Source organism: Schumannella sp. GW821-FHT10F01 (genome assembly GCF_058809295.1).
This window is the reverse complement of record NZ_JBXASM010000004.1, coordinates 120,844-145,201: the sequence shown is the minus strand read 5'-3', so window position 1 is coordinate 145,201 and position 24,358 is coordinate 120,844. Positions and strand designations below refer to the sequence as shown.

At 73.1% G+C, this 24,358-nt stretch carries 22 protein-coding genes; 12 read left to right on the top strand and 10 right to left on the bottom strand.

Going from position 1 to position 24,358, the window contains the following annotated elements:
* Positions 1-26 precede the first annotated feature (26 nt).
* Positions 27-734, top strand: coding sequence for a beta-ketoacyl-ACP reductase (locus AC1RSJ_RS07030; protein ID WP_493117632.1), 708 nt, complete (start codon positions 27-29; stop codon positions 732-734).
* 67 nt (positions 735-801) lie between these two features.
* On the opposite strand, the gene serB is transcribed toward AC1RSJ_RS07030, so the two are convergent.
* Together serB and glgC are read right to left on the bottom strand one after the other, a co-directional pair.
* The gene (gene serB, locus AC1RSJ_RS07025) at positions 802-1,437 is read right to left on the bottom strand and encodes a phosphoserine phosphatase SerB (protein WP_493117631.1); all 636 of its coding nucleotides are present in this window, start codon (positions 1,435-1,437) and stop codon (positions 802-804) included.
* A 157-nt stretch (positions 1,438-1,594) separates the two neighbouring features.
* The gene (gene glgC, locus AC1RSJ_RS07020; protein WP_493117630.1) at positions 1,595-2,836 is read right to left on the bottom strand and encodes a glucose-1-phosphate adenylyltransferase; all 1,242 of its coding nucleotides are present in this window, start codon (positions 2,834-2,836) and stop codon (positions 1,595-1,597) included.
* 46 nt (positions 2,837-2,882) lie between these two features.
* Here glgC and glgA point away from each other — a divergent pair, with 46 nt between their 5' ends.
* From glgA to AC1RSJ_RS07005, 3 genes are all read left to right on the top strand, one after another.
* A complete protein-coding gene (gene glgA, locus AC1RSJ_RS07015) occupies positions 2,883-4,067 on the top strand; it encodes a glycogen synthase (protein ID WP_493117629.1) in 1,185 nt (394 codons plus the stop codon).
* Between the two features lie 32 nt (positions 4,068-4,099).
* Positions 4,100-4,885, top strand: a complete 786-nt coding sequence (locus tag AC1RSJ_RS07010) for an ABC transporter ATP-binding protein (protein ID WP_493117628.1) — start codon at positions 4,100-4,102, stop codon at positions 4,883-4,885.
* 117 nt (positions 4,886-5,002) lie between these two features.
* Entirely contained in the window at positions 5,003-5,257 is a 255-nt protein-coding gene (locus AC1RSJ_RS07005) for a type B 50S ribosomal protein L31 (protein WP_493117627.1), read from the top strand.
* Positions 5,258-5,312: 55 nt separating this feature from the next.
* Here AC1RSJ_RS07005 and AC1RSJ_RS07000 read toward each other — a convergent pair whose 3' ends face one another.
* The 3 genes from AC1RSJ_RS07000 to treS all read right to left on the bottom strand — a co-directional run bounded on the left by AC1RSJ_RS07000 (position 5,313) and on the right by treS (position 8,292).
* The gene (locus AC1RSJ_RS07000; protein WP_493117626.1) at positions 5,313-5,735 is read right to left on the bottom strand and encodes an NUDIX hydrolase; all 423 of its coding nucleotides are present in this window, start codon (positions 5,733-5,735) and stop codon (positions 5,313-5,315) included.
* Positions 5,732-6,445 carry a 3'-5' exonuclease gene (locus AC1RSJ_RS06995; protein WP_493117625.1) on the bottom strand — a complete coding sequence of 238 codons (714 nt, stop codon included), beginning with the start codon at positions 6,443-6,445 and terminating at the stop codon, positions 5,732-5,734. Before AC1RSJ_RS06995 ends, AC1RSJ_RS07000 begins: the two co-directional genes overlap by 4 nt.
* 122 nt (positions 6,446-6,567) lie before the next feature.
* Positions 6,568-8,292 (bottom strand): maltose alpha-D-glucosyltransferase, encoded by a 1,725-nt coding sequence (treS, locus tag AC1RSJ_RS06990; RefSeq protein WP_493117624.1) that lies wholly within the window; start codon positions 8,290-8,292, stop codon positions 6,568-6,570.
* A gap of 84 nt (positions 8,293-8,376) precedes the next feature.
* Here treS and AC1RSJ_RS06985 point away from each other — a divergent pair, with 84 nt between their 5' ends.
* Positions 8,377-9,315, top strand: coding sequence for an alpha/beta fold hydrolase (locus AC1RSJ_RS06985; RefSeq protein WP_493117623.1), 939 nt, complete (start codon positions 8,377-8,379; stop codon positions 9,313-9,315).
* Positions 9,312-10,403, top strand: a complete 1,092-nt coding sequence (locus AC1RSJ_RS06980; RefSeq protein WP_493117622.1) for a glycosyltransferase family 4 protein — start codon at positions 9,312-9,314, stop codon at positions 10,401-10,403. Before AC1RSJ_RS06985 ends, AC1RSJ_RS06980 begins: the two co-directional genes overlap by 4 nt.
* Before the next feature lie 114 nt (positions 10,404-10,517).
* Here the strand turns inward: AC1RSJ_RS06980 and AC1RSJ_RS06975 are convergent, their stop codons facing one another.
* Positions 10,518-11,153, bottom strand: coding sequence for a histidine phosphatase family protein (locus AC1RSJ_RS06975; protein ID WP_493117621.1), 636 nt, complete (start codon positions 11,151-11,153; stop codon positions 10,518-10,520).
* On the bottom strand, positions 11,150-12,004 hold the full coding sequence (locus AC1RSJ_RS06970; protein ID WP_493117620.1) for a Sir2 family NAD-dependent protein deacetylase: 855 nt from the start codon (positions 12,002-12,004) through the stop codon (positions 11,150-11,152). The genes AC1RSJ_RS06975 and AC1RSJ_RS06970 overlap by 4 nt, the downstream gene beginning before the upstream one ends.
* Positions 12,005-12,060: 56 nt before the next feature.
* Here AC1RSJ_RS06970 and AC1RSJ_RS06965 point away from each other — a divergent pair, with 56 nt between their 5' ends.
* Positions 12,061-12,861: a TrmH family RNA methyltransferase gene (locus AC1RSJ_RS06965; protein ID WP_493117619.1), complete on the top strand. Its 801-nt coding sequence runs from the start codon at positions 12,061-12,063 to the stop codon at positions 12,859-12,861.
* A 65-nt stretch (positions 12,862-12,926) separates the two neighbouring features.
* Positions 12,927-14,177 carry a D-alanyl-D-alanine carboxypeptidase family protein gene (locus tag AC1RSJ_RS06960; protein WP_493117618.1) on the top strand — a complete coding sequence of 417 codons (1,251 nt, stop codon included), beginning with the start codon at positions 12,927-12,929 and terminating at the stop codon, positions 14,175-14,177.
* A gap of 16 nt (positions 14,178-14,193) precedes the next feature.
* On the opposite strand, the gene AC1RSJ_RS06955 is transcribed toward AC1RSJ_RS06960, so the two are convergent.
* Positions 14,194-14,991 carry an SGNH/GDSL hydrolase family protein gene (locus tag AC1RSJ_RS06955; protein WP_493117617.1) on the bottom strand — a complete coding sequence of 266 codons (798 nt, stop codon included), beginning with the start codon at positions 14,989-14,991 and terminating at the stop codon, positions 14,194-14,196.
* 94 nt (positions 14,992-15,085) lie between these two features.
* On the opposite strand from AC1RSJ_RS06955, the gene AC1RSJ_RS06950 reads away from it, so the two are divergent.
* Positions 15,086-16,330, top strand: coding sequence for a DNA polymerase IV (locus AC1RSJ_RS06950; protein WP_493117616.1), 1,245 nt, complete (start codon positions 15,086-15,088; stop codon positions 16,328-16,330).
* Between the two features lies 1 nt (position 16,331).
* Here AC1RSJ_RS06950 and AC1RSJ_RS06945 read toward each other — a convergent pair whose 3' ends face one another.
* Positions 16,332-17,039 carry a cyclase family protein gene (locus AC1RSJ_RS06945; RefSeq protein WP_493117615.1) on the bottom strand — a complete coding sequence of 236 codons (708 nt, stop codon included), beginning with the start codon at positions 17,037-17,039 and terminating at the stop codon, positions 16,332-16,334.
* A 168-nt stretch (positions 17,040-17,207) separates the two neighbouring features.
* Between AC1RSJ_RS06945 and AC1RSJ_RS06940 the strand changes: the two genes are divergently transcribed.
* The 3 genes from AC1RSJ_RS06940 to AC1RSJ_RS06930 all read left to right on the top strand — a co-directional run bounded on the left by AC1RSJ_RS06940 (position 17,208) and on the right by AC1RSJ_RS06930 (position 20,688).
* Complete coding sequence (locus AC1RSJ_RS06940) at positions 17,208-19,007, top strand: DEAD/DEAH box helicase (RefSeq protein ID WP_493117614.1); 1,800 nt, start codon at positions 17,208-17,210, stop codon at positions 19,005-19,007.
* A gap of 170 nt (positions 19,008-19,177) precedes the next feature.
* Complete coding sequence (locus AC1RSJ_RS06935) at positions 19,178-19,636, top strand: MSMEG_6728 family protein (RefSeq protein ID WP_493117613.1); 459 nt, start codon at positions 19,178-19,180, stop codon at positions 19,634-19,636.
* Positions 19,636-20,688 carry a DUF4037 domain-containing protein gene (locus AC1RSJ_RS06930; RefSeq protein WP_493117612.1) on the top strand — a complete coding sequence of 351 codons (1,053 nt, stop codon included), beginning with the start codon at positions 19,636-19,638 and terminating at the stop codon, positions 20,686-20,688. Before AC1RSJ_RS06935 ends, AC1RSJ_RS06930 begins: the two co-directional genes overlap by 1 nt.
* 148 nt (positions 20,689-20,836) lie before the next feature.
* Here AC1RSJ_RS06930 and AC1RSJ_RS06925 read toward each other — a convergent pair whose 3' ends face one another.
* Positions 20,837-24,310, bottom strand: coding sequence for an error-prone DNA polymerase (locus tag AC1RSJ_RS06925; protein WP_493117611.1), 3,474 nt, complete (start codon positions 24,308-24,310; stop codon positions 20,837-20,839).
* Positions 24,311-24,358 lie beyond the last annotated feature (48 nt).

Genomic DNA, 24,358 nt, shown 5'->3' with positions numbered 1-24,358 from the left:
CGCACCGCCGCCGATAGGCTCGGACCGTGACCTCTCGCACCGTGCTCGTGACCGGCGGCAACCGCGGCATCGGCCGCGCGATCGCAGAGGAGTTCGTGGCCCAGGGCCATCGCGTGGCCGTGACGGCCCGCTCCGGCGAGGGACCTGAGGGGTCGCTGACCGTTCGCGCGGACGTCACCGACACGGCCGCGGTCGACGCCGCCTTCACCGAGGTGGAGGCGCAGCTCGGCCCGGTGGAGGTCGTGATCGCGAACGCCGGCATCACCCGCGACACGCTGCTGATGCGCATGACCGACGAGGACTTCGAGCAGGTCGTCGACACGAACCTCGGCGGCACGTTCCGCGTGATCAAGCGCGCGTCGAAGGGCATGCTCAAGGCCCGCTACGGCCGCATCGTGCTCATCTCGAGCGTCGTCGGCCTGTTCGGCGGCGCCGGCCAGGTGAACTACTCGGCGTCGAAGGCCGGCCTCGTCGGCATGGCCCGCTCGATCACCCGCGAGCTCGGCGCGCGCGGCATCACCGCCAACGTGGTCGCCCCCGGGTTCATCGTCAGCGACATGACCGCGGTGCTGCCGGAGGAGCAGCAGGCGCAGTACCGCAAGAGCATCCCGGCGGGCCGCTTCGCCGAGCCGTCGGAGGTCGCGAAGGTGGTGGCGTGGGTCGCCTCTGACGATGCCGCGTACATCTCAGGCGCGGTCATCCCCGTCGACGGCGGCCTGGGGATGGGCCACTAGCCCCGCCTCCCTGAGTCGCACCCGGCCCTCGGCCGCATCCATCCGGCTCCCTGAGCCTGCCGAAGGGTCAGCGCAGGTCGAGGAGGTCGAGCACGACCGAGAGGTCGCGCTCGTCGACGAGCAGTGCGGCCTCGTCGCGCACCGGCGCCTTCGCGTCGAAGCCGATCGACAGTCCGCAGATCGCCATCATCTCGAGGTCGTTCGCGCCGTCGCCGATCGCCACCGTCTGCGACAACGGCACGCCGAGGGCGGCCGCCCACTCGCGGAGCGCATCCGCCTTCGCGGGCGCGTCGACGATCGGGCCCGTCAGCGCGCCGGTGAGCCGGCCGTCGGCGACCTCGAGCCGGTTGGCGCGCCAGTGGTCGAGGCCGAGCCGATCGGCCACCGGATCGACCACCTCGTGGAACCCGCCCGAGACGACCGCGACCCGGCCGCCCGCGGCCTGCACGCCGGCCACCATCTCGGGCACGCCGCGCGTCACCTCGACCCGCTCGCCGATCGTCGCGAACACCGATTCCGGCAGCCCGGCGAGCGCGGCGACGCGCTCGCGCAGCGACTCGGCGAAGTCGAGCTCGCCGTTCATCGCGCGGAACGTGATCTCCCGCACGGCGTCCTCGGCGCCGGCCTCCGCGGCCAGCAGCTCGATCACCTCGTTCTCGATGAGCGTGGAGTCGACGTCGAGCACGACGAGGAAGCGAGGCACGTCATCAGGCTACCGGCGCGGGGGAGGGCGCTCGGACCGGGCCCTTCGACAGGCTCAGGGATCGGGGTGTGCGGCTCGGGGATCCGGGTGTGCGGCTCGGGGATCCGGGTGCGCGGCTCGGGGATCGGGGTGGGCGGCTCGGGGATCCGCGGTGCGGTCAGGCCTTGACGCGCTCGCCCTTGCCGACGACGGTGATGCCGCTCTCGGTCACGGTGTAGCCGCGTGCCCGGTCGGACTCGGCGTCCACCCCGACGCTCGCGCCGGCCTCGACGACGACCTCCTTGTCGAGGATGGCGCGGCGCACGACGGCGCCCTCGCCGATGTCGACGCGCTCGAACACGACCGAGTCGACGACCGACGCGCCGGGTCCGACGGTGACCCACGGGCCGAGCACGCTGCGCTCGAGCTGTCCGCCGCTCACCACGCAGCCGAGCGACACGATCGAGTCGATCGCGACGCCCGTGCGGTTCTGGCCGTCGCGCACGAACTTCGCCGGCGGCGAGTTGAGCTGCTGGCTGAAGATCGGCCACTGCGTGTTGTAGAGGTTGAAGACGGGGAGCGCCGAGATCAGGTCCTGGTGCGCCTCGAAGAAGGAGTCGATCGTGCCCACGTCGCGCCAGTAGAACTTGTCGCGATCCGTCGAGCCGGGCACCTCGTTCCGGTTGAGGTCGTAGACGTACGCCTCACCGCGGCTGACGAAGTCCGGCACGATGTCGCCGCCCATGTCGTGATCGGAATCCGGCTTCTCGCCGTCGCGGATCACCGCGTCCATGAGCACGTCGGCGTCGAACACGTAGTTGCCCATCGACGCGAGGATCTCGTCGGGGGAGTCGGCGAGGCCGGTCGCGTGCTTCGGCTTCTCGAGGAACTCCGCGATGCGCGTCGGGTCGTCGGCGTCCGTCTGGATGACGCCGAACTGGTCGGCGAGCACGATCGGCTGGCGGATGGCCGCCACGGTGACGCCGGCGCCGGCCTCGATGTGCGCCTCGATCATCTGGCTGAAGTCCATGCGGTAGACGTGATCGGCGCCGACCACCACCACGATGTCGGGCTTCTCGTCGCGCAGCAGGTTGAGGCTCTGCAGGATCGCGTCGGCGGAGCCGGAGAACCAGCGCTTGCCGAGCCGCTGCTGCGCCGGCACGGAGGCGACGTACGCGCCGAGCATCCCGGACAGGCGCCAGGTCTGCGACACGTGGCGGTCGAGCGAGTGCGACTTGTACTGGGTCAGCACGACGATCTGGCGCAGGCCGGAGTTCACGAGGTTCGACAGCGCGAAGTCGATGAGGCGGTAGCCGCCGGCGAACGGCACGGCGGGCTTGGCGCGATCGGCGGTCAATGGCATCAGCCGCTTGCCCTCTCCGCCGGCGAGGACGATTCCGAAGATCTTCTTCGATGCCATGGCACGAATGTACGCGAGCCCGAACCGCTGTACTAGCGTTCACGGCATGCGAGTGGATGTGCTGAGCCGCGAGTATCCGCCGGAGGTCTACGGTGGCGCGGGCGTCCACGTGGCGGAGCTCGTCGCGGCGCTCCGCGGCAGTGCGGACGTGGTCGTGCGGGCCTTCGGGATGCCGCGCGACGAGCCCGACGTGCACGCCTACCTGGTGCCGGCGAGCCTGACGACGGCGAACCCCACCCTGGCGACGCTCGGCGTCGACCTCGAGATCGCGCAGGACGTGGCGGGTGCCGACCTCGTGCACTCGCACACCTGGTACGCGAACATGGCCGGCCACGTCGCCGGGCTGCTGCACGGCATCCCGCACGTCGTCACCGCGCACAGCCTCGAGCCGCTGCGCCCGTGGAAGGCCGAGCAGCTCGGCGGCGGCTACCGCGTGTCGAGCTGGATCGAGAAGACCGCGTTCGAGGGCGCCGACGCCGTGATCGCGGTGTCGAACGGCATGGCCCTGGACATCGTGCGCAGCTACCCGGACCTCGACGAGACCCGCGTGCACGTCATCCACAACGGCATCGACCTCGAGCGCTGGCAGCGCATCGACGAGCCGGAGACCGTGCGCGCCCTCGGCATCGACCCCGACCGCCCGAGCGTCGTCTTCGTCGGCCGCATCACCCGCCAGAAGGGGCTGCCGTACCTGCTCGCCGCCGCCCGGTCGCTGCCGCCCGAGGTGCAGCTGGTGCTCTGCGCCGGGGCGCCCGACACCCCGGAGATCCTCGCCGAGGTGCAGCAGGGCGTCGCCGCGCTCCAGGCCGAGCGCACCGGCGTCGTCTGGATCGACCGCATCCTCAGCCAGCACGAGCTCTCGGCCGTGCTGTCGAAGGCCACGACGTTCGTCTGCCCGTCGGTGTACGAGCCGCTCGGCATCGTGAACCTCGAGGCCATGGCCTGCGGCGCCGCGGTCGTCGGCACCGCGACCGGCGGCATCCCCGAGGTCGTCGACGACGGCGTGACCGGCCGACTCGTGCCCATCGAGCAGGTGGACGACGGCACCGGCACGCCGATCGACCCCGAGCGCTTCGTCGCGGACCTCGCACGCACCCTCACCGAGGTGGTCGCCGACCCGGATGCCGCTCGGCGCATGGGCGAGGCCGGCCGCGCCCGCGCGGAGGCGGAGTTCGCGTGGGCGAGCATCGCCGAGAAGACGCTCGAGATCTACGGCCGCGTGCTCCGCTGATCGACAGGGTCGGCGCACTAGGCTTGACGATCATGTCGAGCGTCCTGCAGTTGACCGACGTCTCCGTCGTCCGCGACGGAAACCGCATCCTCGACTCGGTGGACTGGACGGTGAATCCGGACGAGCGCTGGGTCGTCCTCGGCCCCAACGGCGCGGGCAAGACGACGCTCCTCCAGGTGGTCTCCGCGAGCATCCACCCGACGCACGGCACCGCGCAGCTGCTCGACAGCGACCTCGGCCGCGTCGACGTCTTCGAGCTGCGTCCGCGCATCGGCTTCGCGTCGAGCGCGCTGAGCCGGCGCATCCCGGCCGACGAGACCGTGCTCGACTCGGTGCTCACCGCTGCGTACTCGGTGACCGGCCGCTGGAACGAGGTCTACGAGGAGGTCGACATCCGCCGGGCGCGCCGCGTGCTCGCCGAGTGGAAGCTCGACCACCTGGCCGAGCGCCGCTTCGGCACCCTCAGCGACGGCGAGCAGAAGCGCGCGCAGATCGCCCGGTCGGTCATGACCGACCCCGAGATGCTGCTGCTCGACGAGCCGGCCGCGAGCCTCGACCTCGGCGCCCGCGAGGAGCTCGTGCAGCTGCTCGGCAACTACGCCGCCTCACCGGACGCCCCGGCGATGGTGATGGTCACGCACCACGTCGAGGAGATCCCGCCGGGCTTCACGCACGCCCTCCTGCTCGCCCACGCCCGCGTGCAGGCGTCGGGTCCGATCGGCGACGTCGTCACCGCCGACCGCCTCAGCGACGCCTTCGGCCTCGACCTCACCGTCGAGCGCTCGGAGGAGGGCCGGTTCACGGCCCGAGCGGCCTGACCGGCCGAGCCGCCCGCTCGGATGGCTGAGCCTGTCGAAGCCTGGTAGCATCGACCCTTGGCCCATGCGGCCGGACGACTTTCCCCGAATCACCCATCGAATCGACCGAGGTACGCCATGAAGTCCAGCATCCACCCCGAGTACGCGCAGATCGTGTTCCGCGACCTCGCGAGCGGCGAGACCTTCCTGACGCGCTCGACCGCGACCAGCGACAAGACCATCGAGCTGGACGGCGAGACCTACCCGGTGATCGACGTCGAGATCTCCTCGGCCTCGCACCCCTTCTACACCGGCAAGCAGCGCATCATGGACAGCGCCGGCCGCGTGGAGAAGTTCAACCAGCGCTTCAAGAGCTTCGGCACCAAGAAGTAGATCTGCTTCTGCCGCGACGGGCGATCGGACCTCGGTCCGGTCGCCCGTCTCTCGTCTAGCGGCGGCGACGGTGGAGCAGCAGCGGGATGAGCACGTCGCGGCTCAGCGGGGCGATGTCGAGCCCCTCGAGGCGCTCGGGGTCGACCCAGGCCAGCTCCTCGATCTCGGCCTGCGGTGCCGGGGACGACGGCAGCGGGGCGTCGAAGACCCAGGCGTCGACGGAGTACCCCGGCTCGTTGGCCGCGGGCGCGGAGAAGCGTCCGATCGGCACGAGGTCGGAGGCCGGCACCGCGACGCCGAGCTCCTCGTGGAGCTCGCGACTCAGCGCCCAGTCGGCCGGCTCGTCGCCCTCGAGCTTGCCGCCGGGCTGCATGAACGCGGTGGTGCCGCGTTTGCGCACGAACAGCAGGCGGCCCTCCGCGTCCTCGATGACGGCCGCGGCGATGCGGATCGGCGCCGGATGCGCTCCGGTGCTCACGCGGCCGCCTCCACCGCCGTCGGGAGCCGCAGCGGCCACTCGAACGACGTCGTGAACTCCGGCTCGGTGCGGCGCTTCCACTCCTGGAAGCCCGCGGCCTGCCCGGCGTACCAGCGCGACTGTCGCTCGTGCAGCTCGTGCGCGGTGAGCGCGGCGATCCGGTCCGGGAACCGCGACGCGAGCGCCTGCGCCACCCGGCCGGCCGCGATCGCGTCGGAGCTCGCATCGTGCGCGTCGACGAGCTCGACGCCGTACAGCTCGGCCGTCGCCGTGAGCGTGCGCTTGCCGCGGCGGTAGCGGTCCATCGCCTTGTCGATGACGAGCGGGTCGACGATCGGCGCGGGGGCGAGGAGCGGGAACAGCCCGTGACGCTCGGCCTCCGCCTGCAGCAGCGAGAGATCGTACGGCGCGTTGTAGATCGTCAGCGGCAGACCGCGGCGCAGCAGCGCCCGCAGCGCATCGACGATCTCGGCCACCACGACATCCGCGGGGCGGCCCTCAGCCCGGGCGCGCTCGGTCGTGATGCCGTGCACCGCGGCCGCGCCCTCCGGGATCTCGACGCCGGGATCGGCGAGCCAGTCGCGCCGGTCGACGACCCGGCCGCGCGCGTCGAGCACGCCGACGTGCGCGCTGACGATCCGGGCGGTGTCGGTGTCGACGCCCGTGGTCTCGAGGTCGAAGACCGCGAGACGCTCGTGCCAGCTGCGCATGCTCCGAAGGTAGGCAGAGCGGACGACAGCGCCGCCGAGGCGCGCGGGGCTTCGACGGGCTCAGCCATCCGAAGCGGGGCTCAGCCATCCGGGCACGGCTCAGCCGTCCGGCGCGAGGCGGGTCAGTAGCGCTGGGGCTGGTAGCGCACCTCGCCGAGGTGCAGCCAGTAGAACGACTGCGTCGCGAGGGTGAGCTCGAGACGCCCGTCGTCGCCGACCGTCGGGAACTCGCCGCCGCCGAACAGGTCGTAGAGCGGGGCGCCGGCGTCATCCGGCAGCGCGATCCGCACCGAGATCGGGTTGTGGGCGAACGAGAACACGCAGAGGATGCGCTCCGGCGCGTCGCCGAAGGGCGTGCCGGACCCCCGGTAGTCGCGCACGAACGCGAGCACCGACTCGTGGTCCGTCTCGAGCACCTGGATCGAGCCGAGCCCGAACGTTGGATGCGCTTTCCGCACGTGGATCACGTTGCGCACCCAGTGCAGCAGCGAGCGCGACTGCGCGAGCTGCGACTCGACGTTGACGAGCGTGTAGTTGTAGACGAGCGACTGCACGACGGGGAGGTAGAGCTTGCCGGGGTCGGACGACGAGAAGCCGGCGTTGCGGTCCGGCGTCCACTGCATCGGCGTGCGCGAGGCGTCGCGGTCGGGCAGCCAGATGTTGTCGCCCATGCCGATCTCGTCGCCGTAGTAGAGGAAGGGGCTGCCCGGCAGCGAGAACAGCAGCGCGTGGGCGAGCTCCAGCTCCGCGCGCGAGTTGTCGAGCAGCGGAGCGAGGCGGCGGCGGATGCCGATGTTCGACCGCATCCGCGGGTCGTAGGCGTACCAGCCGTACATCGCCTGCCGGTACTCCTCGCTCACCATCTCGAGCGTGAGCTCGTCGTGGTTGCGCAGGAACACGCCCCAGGCGGCACCCTCGGGCACGTCCTTCGTCTCCGAGAGCACGCGGGTCAGCTCGCGGGCGGACTGCGAGCGCAGCGAGTAGAAGATTCGCGGCATCACCGGGAAGTCGAAGGCCATGTGGCACTCCGGCTCCTCGTCGGTGCCGAAGTAGGCCGCGACCTCGGCCGGCCACTGGTTGGCCTCGGCGATGAGCATCCGGCCCGGGTACTCGACGTCGACCATCGCGCGGAGGCGGCGGATGAACTCGTGCGTCTCGGGCTCCGACTCGCCGTTGCCGCCCTCGGACTCGTACAGGTACGGGATCGCGTCGAGGCGCAGGCCGTCGACGCCGAGGTCGAGCCAGTGCCGCACGACGTCGAACATCGCGTCGTGCACGGCCGGGTTCTCGAAGTTGAGGTCGGGCTGGTGGGAGAAGAACCGGTGCCAGAAGAACTGTCGGCGCACCGGGTCGAACGTCCAGTTCGACTCCTCGGTGTCGACGAAGATGATGCGCACGTCGCGGTACTTCTCGTCGGTGTCGCTCCACACGTAGAAGTCGCCGTACGGTCCCTCCGGATCCTCGCGCGACTGCTGGAACCAGTCGTGCTGGTCAGAGGTGTGATTCATCACGAGGTCGATCACGACGCGCATGTTGCGCTCGTGCGCCTTCGTCACGAGCTCGCGGAACTCGTCGAGCGTGCCGAACTCCGGCAGGATCCCGGTGTAGTCGGCGACGTCGTAGCCGCCGTCCTTGAGCGGCGACGTGTAGATCGGCGGGATCCACAGCGCGTCGACGCCGAGCCACTGCAGGTAGTCGAGCTTGCCGATGAGGCCGCCGAGGTCGCCGGTGCCGTCGCCGTTGGAGTCGACGAACGAGCGGACCATCACCTCGTAGAACACCGAGCGGCGGTACCACTGCGGATTGAGGGAGAGCCCGGGGAGGGTGATCGGCGCGGTGAACGTCACCCTCCGCAGTCTAGGAGCGCCCTTCGACAGGCTCAGGGATCCGGGGGGGGCGGGTCACCCGACTTCCCCGGCTACCCTGGAGCGATGCCGGTCCCGTCGCCCTACGCCGCCCGACTCGGCGCCATCCCGACCCGCACCGGCGAGGTCGCGGTGCTCGGCTCCCGCACCGCCTACTGGGACTACGGCCCCGCGGATGCCGACGTCGCCGTCGTGCTCGTGCACGGCTACCGCGGCGACCACCACGGGCTCGAGCCGGTCGTCGCGCAGCTGCCCGGCCTCCGCATCCTCGCGCCCGACCTGCCGGGGTTCGGCGCCTCGTCGGCGATGACCGAGGAGGCGCACTCGATCGCGGGCTACGGCCGCTGGCTCGACGGCTTCCTCGACGCGATCGGGCTGCGCGGCGCCGTGCCGCTGCTGGGCCACTCGTTCGGCTCGATCGTCGTCGCCCACGCCGTCGCCGGCGGCCTCCCCGCGCCGCGCCTCGTGCTCGTGAACCCGATCTCGACGGATCCGATGTCCGGCGTCAACGGCGCGCTCGCGCGGCTGACGCGGCTCTACTACCGGGTCGGCCGCGCGCTGCCGTCGGCGGCCGGCGCCGCCTGGCTCGGCAACCCGGCGATCGTGCGGTTCATGAGCCTGACGCTGGCGAAGACGCCGAACCCCGTGCTGCGGCGCTGGATCCACGAGGAGCACGGCCGCTACTTCAGCGCGTTCACCGACCGCGACACGCTCGCGGAGGGGTTCGACGCGTCGCTCTCGACGGACGTCTCGCAGGCGGCCGCACGGATCGCGGTGCCGACGCTGCTCCTCGCCGGCTCCGACGACCTCATCGCGCCGCTCGCCGGCCAGCACGCGCTGCTCGAGGCGCTGCCGGACGCCCGCCTCGTCGTGCTCGAGGGCGTCGGTCACCTCATCCACTACGAGAAGCCCGCCGAGGCGGCCGAGGAGATCGCCGCGTTCCTGGCCGAGTCCGGCCCGGCCGCCGACCCCGCGCGCGCCGGGAGCGCGGGGGAGGGCGCGTGAGGATCCTCGCGGACTGCCGCTACACCCGCCTCGGGCACCACGACGGCATCAGCCGCTACGGCGCACGCGTCACGGAGGCTCTCGCGCGCGCGGCCCGGGCCGACGGCCACGAGGTGGCGATGCTCATCAGCGACGAGCGGCAGCTCGCCATGCTGCCCGACCTGCCGTGGCGGAAGGTCAGCGGGCCGACGAGTCCGCTCGAGCCGCTCGTCGGCCTCCGCATCGACCGCCTGAAGCCCGACGTCGTCTGGTCGCCGATGCAGACCATCGGATCGCTCGGCCGGCGCTACGGACTCGTGCTGACGCTGCACGACCTCATCTACTACGAGCACCGCACGCCGCCGCGAAACCTGCCCGGCTTCGTGCGGGTGCTCTGGCGGCTCTACCACCTCGCCTACGGTCCGCAGCGGCTGCTGCTGAACCGGGCCGACGAGATCGTCACCGTCTCCGCCACGACCCGCGACCTCATGGCGCGGCACCGGCTGACCCGGCGGCGGGTGAGCATCGTCACGAACGCCGCGGAGCCGGTAGAGGATGCGGCGCCGCGCACGCTGCCCGACAACCGCGACATCCTCTACATGGGCGAGATCCGGCCGTACAAGGGCGCGGACACGCTCGCGCGGGCCATGCACTCGCTGCCCGGCTGGCGGCTGCACCTGCTGAGCCGGATGCCCGCGGAGGAGCGCCCGCGGCTCGAGGCGCTCGCGCCCGCGGGATCGCTGGTCATCCACGACGGCACGAGCGACGAGGACTACGCGGCGCTGCTCGGCAGCGCCTTCGCCATGGTGCACGCGTCCCGCGCGGAGGGCTTCGGCATCCCGCTCGTGGAGGCGATGTCGCACGGGCTGCCGGTCGTCGCCAGCGACATCCCGATCTTCCGCGAGGTGGGCGGCGACGCCGCGCTGTACTTCCCGGTCGGCGACCCGGAGGGCGTCGCGGGCGAGCTGCGCCGGCTGGAGGACCCCGCGCTGTGGGCGGAGAAGTCCGCGGCCGCGCTCGAGGAGGCCGCGAAGTACGACTGGGACGACGCCGGGGCCGCCCTGCTCGAGGTGCTCGAGCGCGTCCACGCGGCGCACCCGCGGCGGTAGACGACCGCATCGTGCCGGATGAGGAGCGCCGTCTGGGGCCGTCTCGAAGCCTCAGGTCGGCATGCGGGAGGCTTCGAGACGGCGCTGGCGCGACTCCTCAGCCGGCGGGTTGCGCTAGCGCGTCGCGGCGTCGCGCTGCTCGAGGGCGTTCTGCTCGTCGATGTCGCCGCAGTCCTCGCCGAACGACTCCGCCTCGATCGGGTCGTCGAACGCGAGCAGCCGCAGGTCGCCGTCGACGACCCGGAACGAGTGCACCGAGCCGTTCGTGATCATGCCGAAGCGGGCATCCGGATCGACCGCGTTGAGCACCGAGCGGATGGCGCCGCCGTGGCTCACGACCACGAGCGACTCGCCCGGGTGGTCGCCGGCGAGACGGAGCAGGGCCGGCACGACGCGGAGCGCCACGGCCTCGCGGGTCTCGCGCCCCGGCACCGGCGTGCCCTCCGGATAGCGGGCCTCGATCTCCTGCCAGGTGAGGCCCTCGGCGCGGCCGTAGTCGCGCTCCATGAGCTCGCGCACCGCGACCGGCTCGCCGAGCCCGGTCTCCGCGGCGATGAGCCGCGCGGTGTCGAGGGCGCGCGACAGCGGGCTGGCGTAGATGCCGTCCCAGGACCGGCGGCGCAGCAGGCGCCCGGTCGCGGTCGCCTGGGCCCGGCCGGTCGCGTTGAGCGGGATGTCGGTCGTGCCCTGGATGCGGCGCGCGCGGTTCCAGTCGGTCTCGCCGTGGCGGACGAGGAAGAGCTCGGTCATCGCGCGAGCCGCTCCGCGAGACCGGAGAGCACCTCGGTGGTGCCGGCCTCGATCTTCAGCGCGGCGCGGCGGTCGCTCTTCGTCGAGCCGCGGTTCACGATCACGATGGGCAGCTTGCGCCGTGCGGCCTGCTCGACGAGGCGGATGCCGGAGTTGACGGCGAGCGAGGAGCCGGCGACGAGCAGCGCATCCGCACGGCCGAGCAGCGCGCTGGCCTCGGCGAACGTCTCGGTCGGCACGAACTCGCCGAAGAACACGACCTCGGGCTTCAGGGTGCCGCCGCAGACCGTGCAGGCCGGCACGACCATGTGCTCGACCGCCTCGATCGTGACGTCGCCGTCGGGGTTGAGCTCGATCGACTCCGGCTCGGCCAGCCAGGGGTTCTCGACCGTCATGCGGTCGGCGATGTCGTCGCGGGCGAAGATCTGCCCGCAGTCGAGGCAGCGGATGCGCGACACGGTGCCGTGCAGCTCCACCACCCGGCGGGATCCGGCTTGGAGGTGGAGGCCGTCGACGTTCTGGGTGACGATCCCGTTGACGGCGCCCGACTCCTCGAGCCGGGCGAGCGCCCGGTGCCCGTCGTTCGGCGCGGCGGCCGTGAACCGCCGCCAGCCGAGATGGCTGCCGGCCCAGTAGCGCTGGCGCGAGCGCTCGTCGGCGAGGAACTGCTGGAACGTCATCGGGCGGCGCACCGGCGCGCCCTCGCCGCGGTAGTCGGGGATGCCGGAGTCGGTGGAGACGCCCGCGCCGGTGAGCACGCCGATCGTGCGGCCGCGCAGCAGCTCGGTCGCGCGCTCGACCGCCTCGTCGAGCCCCGCCTCGACCACCACCGGCCCCGCCGTCTGCGACATCCGACCTCCTGTCTCCTGCCAGGGTAAACGCACCGGTTTTCGGATATGTTTCCGCGGTGCACACGGTGGAGATCGACGACCCCGCCGACGAGCGGCTCTCCGACTACATCGGATTGACGGATGTCGCCCTCCGGCGCGTCTCGGAGCCCGCCGCCGGGCTCTACATCGCCGAGTCGTCGAAGGTGCTGCAGCGCGCGCTGGAGGCCGGCCACCGGCCGCGCTCCGTGCTGCTGCAGCGCCGGTGGCTGGCCGATCTCGAGCCCATGCTCGCCGACCACGACGTGCCGGTCTACGTGGGGGAGTCGGACGTGCTCGAGGCCGTCACCGGCTTCGTGGTGCACCGCGGCGCCCTCGCCGCCATGCAGCGGCCGGAGCTCGCCGACCCGGTCGAGCTGCTCCGCGACGCCCGGCGCGTGGTCGTCATCGAGGACGTCGTCGACCACACGAACGTCGGCGCGATCTTCCGCTCCGTGGCCGGGCTCGGCGCGGACGCGGTGCTCATCACGCCGCGCTGCGCCGATCCGCTCTACCGCCGCAGCCTCCGCGTGAGCATGGGCACGGTGCTCCAGGTGCCGTGGACGCGGCTCGCGGCGTGGCCCGACGGCGCGGCCCAGCTGCACGAGGCCGGGTTCGAGATCGCCGCCCTCGCTCTCGCGGACGACGCCGTCACCCTCGACGAGTACGCCGCGGATCCGCCGGAGCGCGTCGCGATCCTGCTCGGCACGGAGGGCGACGGGCTCAGCAGCGCGGCGCTGCAGGGCGCCGACCGCGTCGTGACCATGCCGATGGCGCACGGGGTCGACTCGCTCAACGTCGCCGCGGCCGCCGCCGTGGCGCTCTGGGCGCTGCGGGTCTGAGCCGGGATCCGCAGCGCGCCGCCCGCCTCGGCGGCCTCCCGGCGGGTGCCGACTACCCTTTCCGGGTGACCTCGACCGATGCCGCCCGGCGCGCCCGCGCCCGGATGTACCGGCGTCGGCGCGTCACCGTCCTCGGCGGCGGCGGGGTCGTCCTCGTCACGCTGCTGTACCTGGCGATGACGCTCCTGGCGCCCGTGCCCGGGGCCTCCGCCGTGATCGCGAAGACCGCGGCGCTGACGCCCGCGGCCGCGCAGCCGGTGTTCCCCTCGTACGGCGCCAGCGCGATCGGCGCGGTCGGCTGGGACGGCGTGCTCGGCTCGGCCGGCAGCACCTCGCCGCAGCCGATGGCGAGCATCACGAAGATCGTGATGGCGTTCACCGTGCTCGAGAAGAAGCCGCTCGCGGCCGGCGAGCAGGGGCCGACCATCACGCTGACCAGCACCGACGTCGGCTACATCGACCGGTACCGCTCGCAGCTCGGCAAGGTCGTCGACATGAAGGCCGGCTGGAAGCTCAGCGAGCGCGAGATGCTCGAGGTCGCGCTGGTCGAGTCGGCGAACAACTACGCGACCTCGCTCGCGGTCTGGGCGTTCGGCTCCGAGAAGGCGTTCGTCACGGCGGCGCAGGCGTGGACGGCGGCGCACGGTCTCGCGGGCACCCACATCGACGACACCTGCGGCATGTCGTCCGCGTCGACGAGCACCGCCACCGACCTCGTGGCGCTCGGCAAGATGGCGCTGAAGGACCCGGTGATCTCCGACATCGTGAAGACGGAGAAGGCGACCATCCCGGGCGTCGGCGAGATCGACAACACCAACAAGCTGCTCGGCAAGGGCGGCGTCGACGGCATCAAGACCGGCACGCTCTACACGTACGGGGCGAACCTGCTGTTCTCGGCGGACTGGAGGATCGGCGGCCGCACGGTCACCGTGGTCGGCGCGGTGCTCGGCGGCGCGGACGGCAAGTCGGTCAACACCGACGTGAAGGCGCTGCTGAAGAGCACGAAGTCGGGCTTCCACGCGGTGACCCTGACCGAGAAGGGCGCCGGCTTCGCCACCTGGAAGACCACCTGGGGCCAGCAGGCGCAGGCGGTCGCCACGAAGTCGGCCACGGTCGTCGTCTGGAGCAGCACGCCGATCAGCGCGAAGGTCGAGACGCAGCGCATCGGCGTCGCGGCGCTCGGAACGCAGGTCGGCACGGTCACCTACACGGTCGGCAGCGGCACCAGCGTCGTCGTGCCGCTCGGGCTGTCGAAGTCGATCGCCGATCCGGGTCCGTGGTGGCGCCTGACGAACCCGGGCGGGTTCGGCGGCTGACGCGCTCGGCCCGGGCTCAGTCCGCGGACTCGGCCGAGAGGTCGATGACCTCGGGCACGGGCCGCTTCGGCGAGACCCCGTCGCCGGACGACTGGTTGCGGAGCCGGCGGATCACCCACGGCAGCAGGTAGTCGCGCGCCCAGCCCAGGTCCTCGGCGCGGGCCTCGCGCCAGGGGCGGGCCGGCATCGGCTCCGGCGCGGACGGCGCGAGCTCGTTCTTGACCCCGAGCGCGGCGAGCACCGCGCGGGCGACGGTGTGGTGGCCGACGGGGGAGAGGTGGAGGCGGTCGGGCGCCCACATCCGCGGATCCACGAGCTCGCGCAGCGCCCACATGTCGACGAGCCGCGCGCCGTGCGCCGCGGCGATCGCGTGCAGGTTCTCGTTGAGGATCGCGACCTTGCCGCGCAGCATCCCCATGACGGCGTTCGCGCCGACATCCGGTCCGGTGAAGAGCACGAGGTCCGCACCGCCGGAGCGGAGCCGCTTCACGCCGACCTCGAGCCGGGCGGCGATCTGGTCGGGGTCGGTCCCGGGCCGCAGCACGTCGTTGCCGCCGGCCGAGAGCGTGACGAGGTCCGGTCCGAGCTCGAGCGCGGCCTCCACCTGCTCGGTGAGCACCTGCCGAAGCAGGCGTCCGCGGATCGCCAGGTTGGCATAGGAGAACGGATGCTCGCCCGCACCCGCGGCGAGCACCTCGGCGACCCGGTCGGCCCAGCCGCGGTGGCCGCCCGGCGCCCGCGGCTCCGGGTCGCCGATGCCCTCGGTGAACGAGTCGCCCAGCGCCACGAGGCGGGACCACGGATGCGCGCTCATGCGTCCAGCCTGGCACGGCGAGCCCGAGCTCGCGGACGCCCGCGATCCGGGCCGACGTCGGCGGCGGATGGGAGGATGGCACGGTGAGCGGGCGGTGAGCAAGCAGGACGGCAGCGGCCGGCTGGTCTCGGCCGAGCCGCTCGACGACCTGTCGGCGCACATCCTGCACGTCGACATGGACGCGTTCTACGCGTCGGTCGAGCTGCTCGAGCGCCCCGAGCTGATCGGGAAGCCGGTGATCGTCGGGCACGACTCGAAGCGCTCGGTCGTCACGGCGGCGACCTACGAGGCCCGCAAGTACGGCGTGAACTCGGCGATGCCGATGGCCGTCGCGCTCCGGCTGTGCCCGACCGCGATCGTGCTCGAGCCCCACTTCGAGGCGTACAGCCGGGCCTCGCGCCACGTCATGCGCATCCTCGGCGACGTCACCCCGCTGGTCGAGCCGCTGAGCATCGACGAGGCCTTCCTCGACGTGCGCGGCGCGCTGCGCCTCATGGGCACGCCGTGGCGCATCGGCACGGCCATCCGCGAGCGGGTCTTCCGCGAGACCGGCCTGCACTGCTCCGTCGGCGCGGCGGCGACGAAGTACGTCGCGAAGCTCGCCTCCGGGCGCTCGAAGCCCGACGGGCTGCTCGTCATCCCCGAGGCCGAGACGATCGCGTTCCTGCATCCGCAGCCCGTGTCCGCGCTCTGGGGCGTCGGCGCGGGCTCGGAGGAGAAGCTCACTCGCCTCGGCCTGCGCACGGTGCAGGACATCGCGGAGGTGCCGCTCGACGCCCTCACGCGCGCGCTCGGCCCGGCGGCGGCGCAGCGCCTGCACGATCTCGCCTGGGGGCGGGACCCGCGCGTCGTCAGCACCGAGCGCGAGGAGAAGTCCGTCGGACACGAGACGACGTTCGAGCACGACGTCGTCGACGCGCGCGAGATCCACCGCGAGCTGCTGCGGCTCTCCGACGGGGTCGGCGCCCGGCTGCGCACGGCCGGCGTCACGGCCCGCACCGTCGTGCTGAAGCTCCGGTTCTCCGACTTCACGACGATCACGCGCTCGCGCACGCTCGCGGATCCCACGGACCTCGGGCGCCGGCTCTACGAGGAGGCCCGCTCGCTCTACGACGCCGCCGCCGAGGGCGGACGGCCGGTGCGGCTCATCGGCGTGCGCGGCGAGGGGCTCGCCTCCGGCGGCGGCGCCACCGCGCTCGGCCTCTGGGACGACGACGAGCAGTGGCGCGACGCCGAGAGCGTCGTCGATCAGGTCGCCGAGCGGTTCGGGCGCGATGCCGTCCGGCCGGCGACCCTGCTCGGCGGCTCGAGCCGGCGCCGCATGCGGATCGAGGAGTAGCTCAGCCCCGCGGCACCGTCGCGTAGGCGCGGACCGGGAACGTGCCGAAGCTCTCGACCGCCGGCGGCGCGGCCGTGAAGCGCGCGCCGCTGGCCGGCACCCCGCCGAGCCCGGTGAGGTGCTCCACGACGTGGATGCCGGCCGCGAGCAGCTGCGTGTGCGCGGGCCGCTCGCCGCCCGACTCGACGTCGTCGATGTTCAGCGAGTCGATGCCGACGAGCGCCACGCCGGCTTCGACGAGGAGCCGCGCGCCGTCGCCGGTGAGGAACGGCGCCCCGGTGCCGTAGGCGGGCGTGCCGAAGTGCGCGTCCCACCCGGTGTGCAGCAGCACGGCGGCGCCCGCGAGATCGCGGTCGGCGAAGTTCGCGGCGGCGAAGGTCGCGGCGGCGATCCCGCGCCGCTCGGGGGTCCAGGCGTCCGTCAGGTGGAGCACCTCGGCCGGCAGGTCGACGAGCGTCGCGAGGTCGAGGCCCGCGAGGTCGGCGCCGTCCGGGTAGCGGTGGAACGGCGAGTCGAGGTAGGTGCCGGTGTTGCCGATCATGGTGATGACGTCCATCGCGAACTCGGTGCCGGGCGCGTAGCGCGAGCGCGATTCCTCGCGGGTCAGGTGCGGGGTGATGACCGGCGCGGGGAGCCCGGGATAGGTGATCAGGCCCGCGCGGATGCGGTGGCTCAGGTCGACGATGCGGCGCGAGGGCTCGGTGCTCATGAGGCCATCCTGGTGGCCCGCGGAGGGCGGTGCGTGCGACTTCCTGCCGGAGGCCGTCGATGTCCGGCGGCGTCCGCCGGCGCCCGACACGCGCGGGATGCCGCGGCCGCGCGCGGCGCTGTCGGCGACACGCCCGACGGTGTCGCCGGAGTCGTCTAGCCTCGTCCGGTGACCGATCCGACGAGCCCCGGTGCCGCGTTCCGCGCCACCGCCGCCGCGGATCATCTCTCGCCCGCCTTCCCCGAGCGTGCGGCGCGCGGCACGGTGCAGAGCCTCCGCGCCTGGCAGCAGGAGGCGCTCGAGCGGTACTTCGACGCGGCGCCCCGCGACTACCTCGTGGCCGCGACCCCGGGCGCCGGCAAGACGACCTTCGCGCTGCGGCTCGCGTCGCGACTGCTGCAGGAGCGGGTCGTCGACCGCATCACCGTCGTCGCCCCGACCGAGCACCTCAAGGTGCAGTGGGCGGACGCGGCGCACCGCGCCGGCATCCGCCTCGATCCGCGCTTCGCGAACCGCCTCGGCCGGGAGTCGCGGCAGTTCCACGGCGTCGTCGTCACCTACGCCCAGATCGCCGTGCGGGCGGCGCTCCACCGCCAGCTCACCGAGTCCGCGCGCACCCTCGTGATCCTCGACGAGGTGCACCACGCCGGCGACGCGCTGTCGTGGGGCGACGCGGTGCGCGAGGCGTTCGAGCCGGCCGTGCGGCGGCTGTCGCTCTCGGGCACCCCGTTCCGCAGCGACACCTCGCCGATCCCGTTCGTCGACTACGTGCGCAACGAGATGGGCATCCGACTCTCGCGCTCGGACTACAGCTACGGCTACGGGCACGCGCTGCGGGACGGCGTCGTGCGCCCCGTGCTGTTCCTCTCCTACGCCGGCTCGATGCGCTGGCGCACCAAGCAGGGCGACGAGATGGAGGCCGCCCTCGGCCAGGACGACACCGCCGACGTCACCGCGCAGGCCTGGCGCGCGGCGCTCGACCCCGGCGGCGACTGGATCCCCGCCGTGCTCGCCGCCGCGGACCGGCGGCTCAGCGAGGTACGGCACACGGTGCCGGATGCCGGCGGGCTCGTCATCGCCTCCGATCAGGCGCAGGCGCGGGCGTACGCCGAGATCCTGACCGGGCTGACCGGCACGCCGCCCGTCATCGTGCTCTCCGACGACGCCGGCGCGTCCGAGCGGATCGAGGAGTTCGCGCGCGGCACCCAGCGCTGGCTCGTGGCCGTGCGGATGGTGTCGGAGGGCGTCGACGTGCCGCGGCTCTGCGTGGGCGTGTACGCGACCAACGCGTCCACTCCGCTGTTCTTCGCCCAGGCGATCGGCCGCTTCGTGCGGGCGCGCCGCCGCGGCGAGCTCGCGTCGATCTTCGTGCCGAGCGTGCCGATCCTGCTCGCGCTGGCTTCCGAGATGGAACGCGAGCGCGACCACGCGCTCGACAGGGAGGACAGCGGCGACGACGGGCTGCTCGACGACGCTCTGCTCGACGAGGCGAACCGGGAGGAGCGGGCGAGCGAGGAGCTCGTCGACGACTTCACCTGGCAGGCGCTCGGTTCGGTCGCGACCTTCGAGAAGGTGCTGTTCGACGGCCACGAGTTCGGCGACCTCGCCGAGCCGGGCAGCGACGAGGAGTGGGACTTCATCGGCATCCCGGGGCTCCTTGAGCCGGAGCAGGTGAGCGAGCTGCTGCGGCACCGCCAGGCGCGGCAGTCCCGCCGCCGCACCGAGCGCCGCGAGAGCCTGCCTCCGGAGCAGCGGGAGGCCGAGCCGGCCCCGCTGCACCGCACGCTCAAGGAGCAGCGCGCGCTGCTCAACAGCCTCGTGTCGATCCGGTCGCGAGGCACCGGTCAGTCGCACGCGATGGTGCACGCCGAGGTGCGGCGGCTCTGCGGCGGCCCCGAGGTGTCGCGTGCGACCGTCGTGCAGCTCCAGGCCCGCATCGACCACCTGCGCCGGCGCTTGCACAGCTGAGAGCGGGCCGGCTGAGGGGCGGGCGGACTGAGGGGCGGGTCGGCGCGCGCCGGTGCCCGCGCACTGTCGTTCTGCAGGACATCCCCGTTCTGCAGGACCGATCCGTCCCGGACGCTGTGAACCGTGCACGGAAGTCCTGCAGAACCGAGGGGATGCCTAGCCTGGTGGCGATGCAGACCTTCCTGCCGTACCCGTCGTTCGCCGACTCGGCCGCCGTGCTCGACCGCGCGCGGCTCGGGAAGCAGCGGGTCGAGACGCTGCAGCTGCTCCGCGCCAACACCGTGCCCGGCTACGGCTGGCGCAACCATCCGGCCGCGCGGATGTGGACCGGCTTCCTGCCCGCCCTGACGGCGTACGGACTCGCGATGACGGATCGCTGGATCGCGGAGGGGCACGCGGACACCGTCCGCGACCAGCTGCTCGCCTTCGCGCCCGAGGTGGACGGCGTGCCGCAGGACGAGCTCGAGACGCCGCCCTGGCTCGGCGACGACGCGCTGCACCGCTCGCACCGGTCGAACCTCGTGCGCAAGGACCCGGAGTTCTACCGCCCGCGGTTCGGCGACGTGCCCGACGACCTCCCGTACGTCTGGCCGGCGCCGCTGCACCCGCTGACGACGGAGCCCGCCTGATGCGCGGCGGCGACCTCGCGGCCGCGTACGCCGCCGAGCTCGTGGGGCCGCTGCTCGCCCGCGCGGCGCCGGGCGTGCCGATCGCGCTCGCCCGGCTCGGATCCGGATCGGACGTACTCGGCTTCGACGACGCGACCTCCCGCGATCACGACTGGGGCGCACGGCTCACCGTCCTGGTGCCGGAGGCCGAGATCGACCGCTTCGACGCGGTGCTCGAAGCCGGGCTCCCCGAGACGTTCCGCGGTCATCCGGTGCGCTTCCCGGTGACCTGGGACCAGCGCGTCCACCAGCGCGCCGAGGTCGTGTCGCCGCTCGGGTTCGCCCGGTCCAGGACGGGGCTGGACCTCTCGCGGGAGCCGACCGTGCTCGAGTGGCTCTCGCTGACCGGGCAGGCGGCGCTCGAGATCGCCGGCGGGCCGGTGTTCCGCGACGACGACGGGACGCTGACGGCGATCCGGGCGCGGCTCGCCGGGTACCCGGACGACGTCCGGCGGTTCGCGATCGCGTCCGGCTGGCAGGCGATCGGCCGCGAGCTGCCGTTCGTCGGGCGGACGGCGCAGCGCGGCGACGAGGCGGGGACGCGCGTGCTCGTCGCCCGGCTCGTGCGGCAGGCCATGCTCGTCGGCTTCCTGCTCGAGGGCCGGTGGGCGCCGTACGCGAAGTGGCTCGGGACCGGCTTCGCCGCGCTCCCGCACGTCGGGCGGCTCGTCGCACCGCTGCGCCGGGCGGTCGCCTCGACGCAGGCGCGCGACCGGGAGGCCGCGCTCATCACGGCGCTCGACGGACTCGCGCGATTCCAGGGCGAGCTCGGCCTGCCGACCCTCCTGCCGGCCACGGAGCGGTTCCACGACCGCCCGTTCGCCGGGCTCCGCGTCGAGGGGGAGCAGGGCGGCATCCCGGAGCTCAGCCAGGCGTCGATCGCGGATCCGGCCGTCCGCAGCCTGCCGCTCGTCGGCGTGCCCGAGCAGTGGACGGACGACTACCACGTGCTCATGGACGGCGAGCTGCGGATGGCGATGACGCGGGCGCTGTACGCGGGACTCGCGGGGTAGCGGGGCTCAGCGGTCCGAGGGGGAGGCTTCGACAGGCTCAGCCATCCGAGGCGCGGGCTTCGACAGGCTCAGCCATCCGAGGGGAGGTTTCGACAGGCTCAGCCATCCGAGGCGCGGGCTTCGACAGGCTCAGCCATCCGAGGCGGCGTCACTGGAAGTCGCGGCTGCGGTGCGCGACGCCGACCCTGAGGGCCTCGAAGCGATCCGCCACGATGTTGATCACCCCCTCGTCGCTGCGCTCGAGGATGCCGCGCACGACGAGCGCGGGGGAGTCGCGGACGGTGCGGCGGTAGCGCGTCCACACGCCGACAGAGCAGATGACGTTCGTGAGGCCGGTCTCGTCCTCGAGGTTGAGGAACGTGATGCCCGACGCCGTCGCCGGGCGCTGCCGGTGCGTCACCACCCCGGCGACCTCGACCCGCGTGCCGCTCTCCGTCTCGTGGAGGGCGCGCCAGGTGTGCACGCCGCGCTCGTCGAGCCCGGGACGGAGGTGCGCGATCGGATGGTCGTCGACGCTGACGCCGGTCGCCCAGAGGTCGGAGGCGAGCCGCTCGAAGCCGCTCTGGTCGGCGAACAGCGGCGGCTGCACGGCCACCACCGTGCCGGCGAGGAACTCGGCGCGGTCCTGCGACGCGCTGCCCGCGCGCCACATCGCCTCCCGGCGGCTCAGCCCGAGCCCGTCGAGCGCGCCAGCGGCGGCGAGGGCCTCGAGCTGGCGGGTGTCGAGCCCGACCCGGCGCACCAGGTCCTCCATGTCGCGGAACGGGCCGGCCGCCTCGCGCTCGGCGACGATCCGCGTCGCGACCTTCTCGCCGATCCGGGTGACCGCGGCGAGGCCGAGGCGCACGGCGACGCCGCCGTCGCGCCGGTGCGCGGCATCCTCCGACGGCGCGCCGGGCACGAACTCGCCGACCGGATGCTGGAGGCGGTCACCGCAGCCGTCGCGGCCGGTCGGGGTGACGGGCGCCGGCATCCCGCAGGTCTCCGCATCCCCGTCGAACCCGGCCAGCGGCTCCACGCCCGCGAGCACGCCGGAGCGCTGCAGGTCGGGGCGGCGCACCTCGACGCCGTGGCGCCGCGCGTCCGAGATGAGCGAGGCGGGGGAGTAGAAGCCCATCGGCTGCGAGCGCAGCAGCCCGGCCAGGAACACGCCCGGGTAGTGCAGCTTCAGCCAGCTGGAGGCGTAGACCAGCAGCGCGAAGCTCAGCGAGTGGCTCTCCGCGAAGCCGAAGTTCGCGAAGGCCTGGATCTTGCGGTAGATCTCGTCGGCCACGTCGCCGACGAGCCCGTTGCTCGCCATGCCCTCGTAGAGCTTGTCGCGCAGCCGGTCGATCTTCTCCAGCCCGCGCTTGGAGCCCATCGCCCGGCGCAGCAGGTCGGCGTCCTCGCCGGAGCACTCGCCGACGGCCACCGCCATCTGCATGAGCTGCTCCTGGAACACGGGGATGCCGAGCGTGCGCCCGAGCGGCCCCTCGAGCTTCGGGTGCAGGTAGGTGACCGGCTCCTGCCCGAGCTTGCGGCGCACGAACGGGTGCACGGCGCCGCCCTGGATCGGCCCGGGACGCACGAGCGCGATCTGCACGACGAGGTCGTAGAAGCGGCGCGGCTGCAGCCGGGGGAGCAGCCCCATCTGCGCGCGCGACTCCACCTGGAACACGCCGATCGAGTCCGCGCGGCAGAGCATGTCGTACACGCCCGCCTCCTCCTTCGGGAGGGTCGCCAGCTCCCAGCGCTCGCCGGTCGCCTCGTGCGCCAGGTCGAAGCAGTGCTGCAGCGCGGCCAGCATGCCGAGGCCGAGCAGATCGAACTTGACCAGGCCCATCCAGGCGGCGTCGTCCTTGTCCCACTGGATGACGGTGCGGTCCTCCATGCGGGCGTGCTCGATCGGCACCACCTCGCCGACGGGACGGTCGGTGAGCACCATGCCGCCGGAGTGGATGCCGAGGTGCCGCGGGAACTTCAGCAGCTCCATCGCCAGGTCGACCACGGCCGTCGGGATGTCGTTGTCGTCGCCGGTCGTCAGCGACGCGCCCCAGCGCTCCACCTGCTTCGACCAGGCGTCCTGCTGCCCCGGCGAGTGGCCGAGCGCCTTCGCCATGTCGCGCACGGCGTTCTTCGGCCGGTACTGGATGACGTTGGCGACCTGGGCGGCGTTGCGGCGACCGTACCTCTCGAAGACGTGCTGGATGACCTCCTCGCGCCGGTCGGAGTCGAAGTCGACGTCGATGTCCGGCTCCTCGTCGCGGAGGCTGGAGAGGAAGCGCTCGAACGGCAGCCCGTAGAAGATCGAGTCGACGGCCGTGATGTTGAGCAGGTAGCAGACCGCCGAGTTCGCGGCCGAGCCGCGGCCCTGGCAGAGGATGCCGCGGCCCCGGGCGAACGCGACGATCTCGTGGACGATGAGGAAGTAGCCCGGGAAGTCCTTCTCCTCGATCACCGCGAGCTCGCGCTCGATGCGCGCCCGCACGTCGTCGTCGGCGTCCGGATAGCGCTCGGGCACCGCGTCCCAGACCAGCTGCCGCAGCCACGACATCGGCGTGTGGCCCTCCGGCACCTCCTGCTTCGGCAGCGCCGGCTTCGCACGCCGCAGCTCGAACGCGAGCTCGTCGGCGACCTGCACGGTGCGCTCGACGGCACCCGGGTAGCGGGCGAAGCGCGCGCGCATCTCCGCCCCGCTGCGGAGGTGCGCGGATCCGGAGGCCGGCAGCCAGCCCTCGAGGTCGTCGAGCCCGCGGGTGGCGCGCACCGCGGCGACGGCGGTGGCGAGCCGCGCGCGCGACGGCACGGCGTAGTGCACGTTCCCGGTCGCGATCACCGGCAGCCCGCGCTCCGCCGCGAGTCGCGCGAGCGCGTCGTTGCGGGCCGAGTCGAGCGGCTCGCCGACGTCGATGAGCTCGACCAGCACGCTGCCGGCGCCGAACAGCGCGACGAGCCGGTCGAGCTCCGCGGCGGCCGCGGCGGTATCGTCAGCGCCCGCCGGGCCGCGGCCGAGCCCGGGCTCGAGCGCCCGCCGCACCGCCCCCTTGCGGCAGCCGCTGAGCACGACCCAGTGGCTCGTGCCGTCGGCGTCGACGGCCCGCCGGGCGAGATCGTCGAGGTCGTAGACCGGCCTGCCCTTCTCGCCGCCGGCGAGCTGCGCATCGGTGATGGCGGCGGACAGCCGGTGGTAGCCCTCCTCGCCGCGGGCGAGCACGAGCAGGTGGTCGCCCTCCGGATCCGCCTCGCCGTTCTGCGGACCCGGCAGCCCGAGCGACAGCTCCGCGCCGAACACGGTCTTCAGCCGCGCCTGCTCGGCGGCCTCCGCGAACCGGACGATGCCGTAGAAGCCGTCGTGGTCGGTCAGCGCGAGCGCGTGCAGCCCGAGCCGCTCGGCCTCCTCGACGAGCTCCTCGGGACCGGATGCGCCGTCGAGGAAGCTGTAGCTCGAGTGGGCGTGCAACTCGGCGTACGGCACGACGTCGGCCGGCCGCTCGACCTCGGGCGCGACGTAGCGCGGGCGCTTCAGCGACCAGGCCGGGCTGTCGCCGCCGTCGACGTCCGGCGGGCGGTCGACCGGCCTCCGCTGGTCGCTCAGCGCGCGCTCGAACTCCGACCAGCTGATCGGGGGGTTCGTCCAGCCCATCAGCGCGCCTCCGCCCCGGTCGTGGTGCCGGCCGTGCCGACCGCGGCG

Excerpts from the sequence above, each read along its gene's own strand:
- glgC (WP_493117630.1), bottom strand. The coding sequence starts at position 2,836 with ATGGCATCGAAGAAGATCTTCGGAATCGTCCTCGCCGGCGGAGAGGGC.
- glgA (WP_493117629.1), top strand. The coding sequence starts at position 2,883 with ATGCGAGTGGATGTGCTGAGCCGCGAGTATCCGCCGGAGGTCTACGGT.
- AC1RSJ_RS07010 (WP_493117628.1), top strand. The coding sequence starts at position 4,100 with ATGTCGAGCGTCCTGCAGTTGACCGACGTCTCCGTCGTCCGCGACGGA.
- AC1RSJ_RS07005 (WP_493117627.1), top strand. The coding sequence starts at position 5,003 with ATGAAGTCCAGCATCCACCCCGAGTACGCGCAGATCGTGTTCCGCGAC.
- AC1RSJ_RS06995 (WP_493117625.1), bottom strand. The coding sequence starts at position 6,445 with ATGCGCAGCTGGCACGAGCGTCTCGCGGTCTTCGACCTCGAGACCACG.
- AC1RSJ_RS06985 (WP_493117623.1), top strand. The coding sequence starts at position 8,377 with ATGCCGGTCCCGTCGCCCTACGCCGCCCGACTCGGCGCCATCCCGACC.
- AC1RSJ_RS06975 (WP_493117621.1), bottom strand. The coding sequence starts at position 11,153 with ATGACCGAGCTCTTCCTCGTCCGCCACGGCGAGACCGACTGGAACCGC.
- AC1RSJ_RS06970 (WP_493117620.1), bottom strand. The coding sequence starts at position 12,004 with ATGTCGCAGACGGCGGGGCCGGTGGTGGTCGAGGCGGGGCTCGACGAG.
- AC1RSJ_RS06955 (WP_493117617.1), bottom strand. The coding sequence starts at position 14,991 with ATGAGCGCGCATCCGTGGTCCCGCCTCGTGGCGCTGGGCGACTCGTTC.
- AC1RSJ_RS06945 (WP_493117615.1), bottom strand. The coding sequence starts at position 17,039 with ATGAGCACCGAGCCCTCGCGCCGCATCGTCGACCTGAGCCACCGCATC.
- AC1RSJ_RS06935 (WP_493117613.1), top strand. The coding sequence starts at position 19,178 with ATGCAGACCTTCCTGCCGTACCCGTCGTTCGCCGACTCGGCCGCCGTG.
- AC1RSJ_RS06930 (WP_493117612.1), top strand. The coding sequence starts at position 19,636 with ATGCGCGGCGGCGACCTCGCGGCCGCGTACGCCGCCGAGCTCGTGGGG.
- AC1RSJ_RS06925 (WP_493117611.1), bottom strand. The coding sequence starts at position 24,310 with ATGGGCTGGACGAACCCCCCGATCAGCTGGTCGGAGTTCGAGCGCGCG.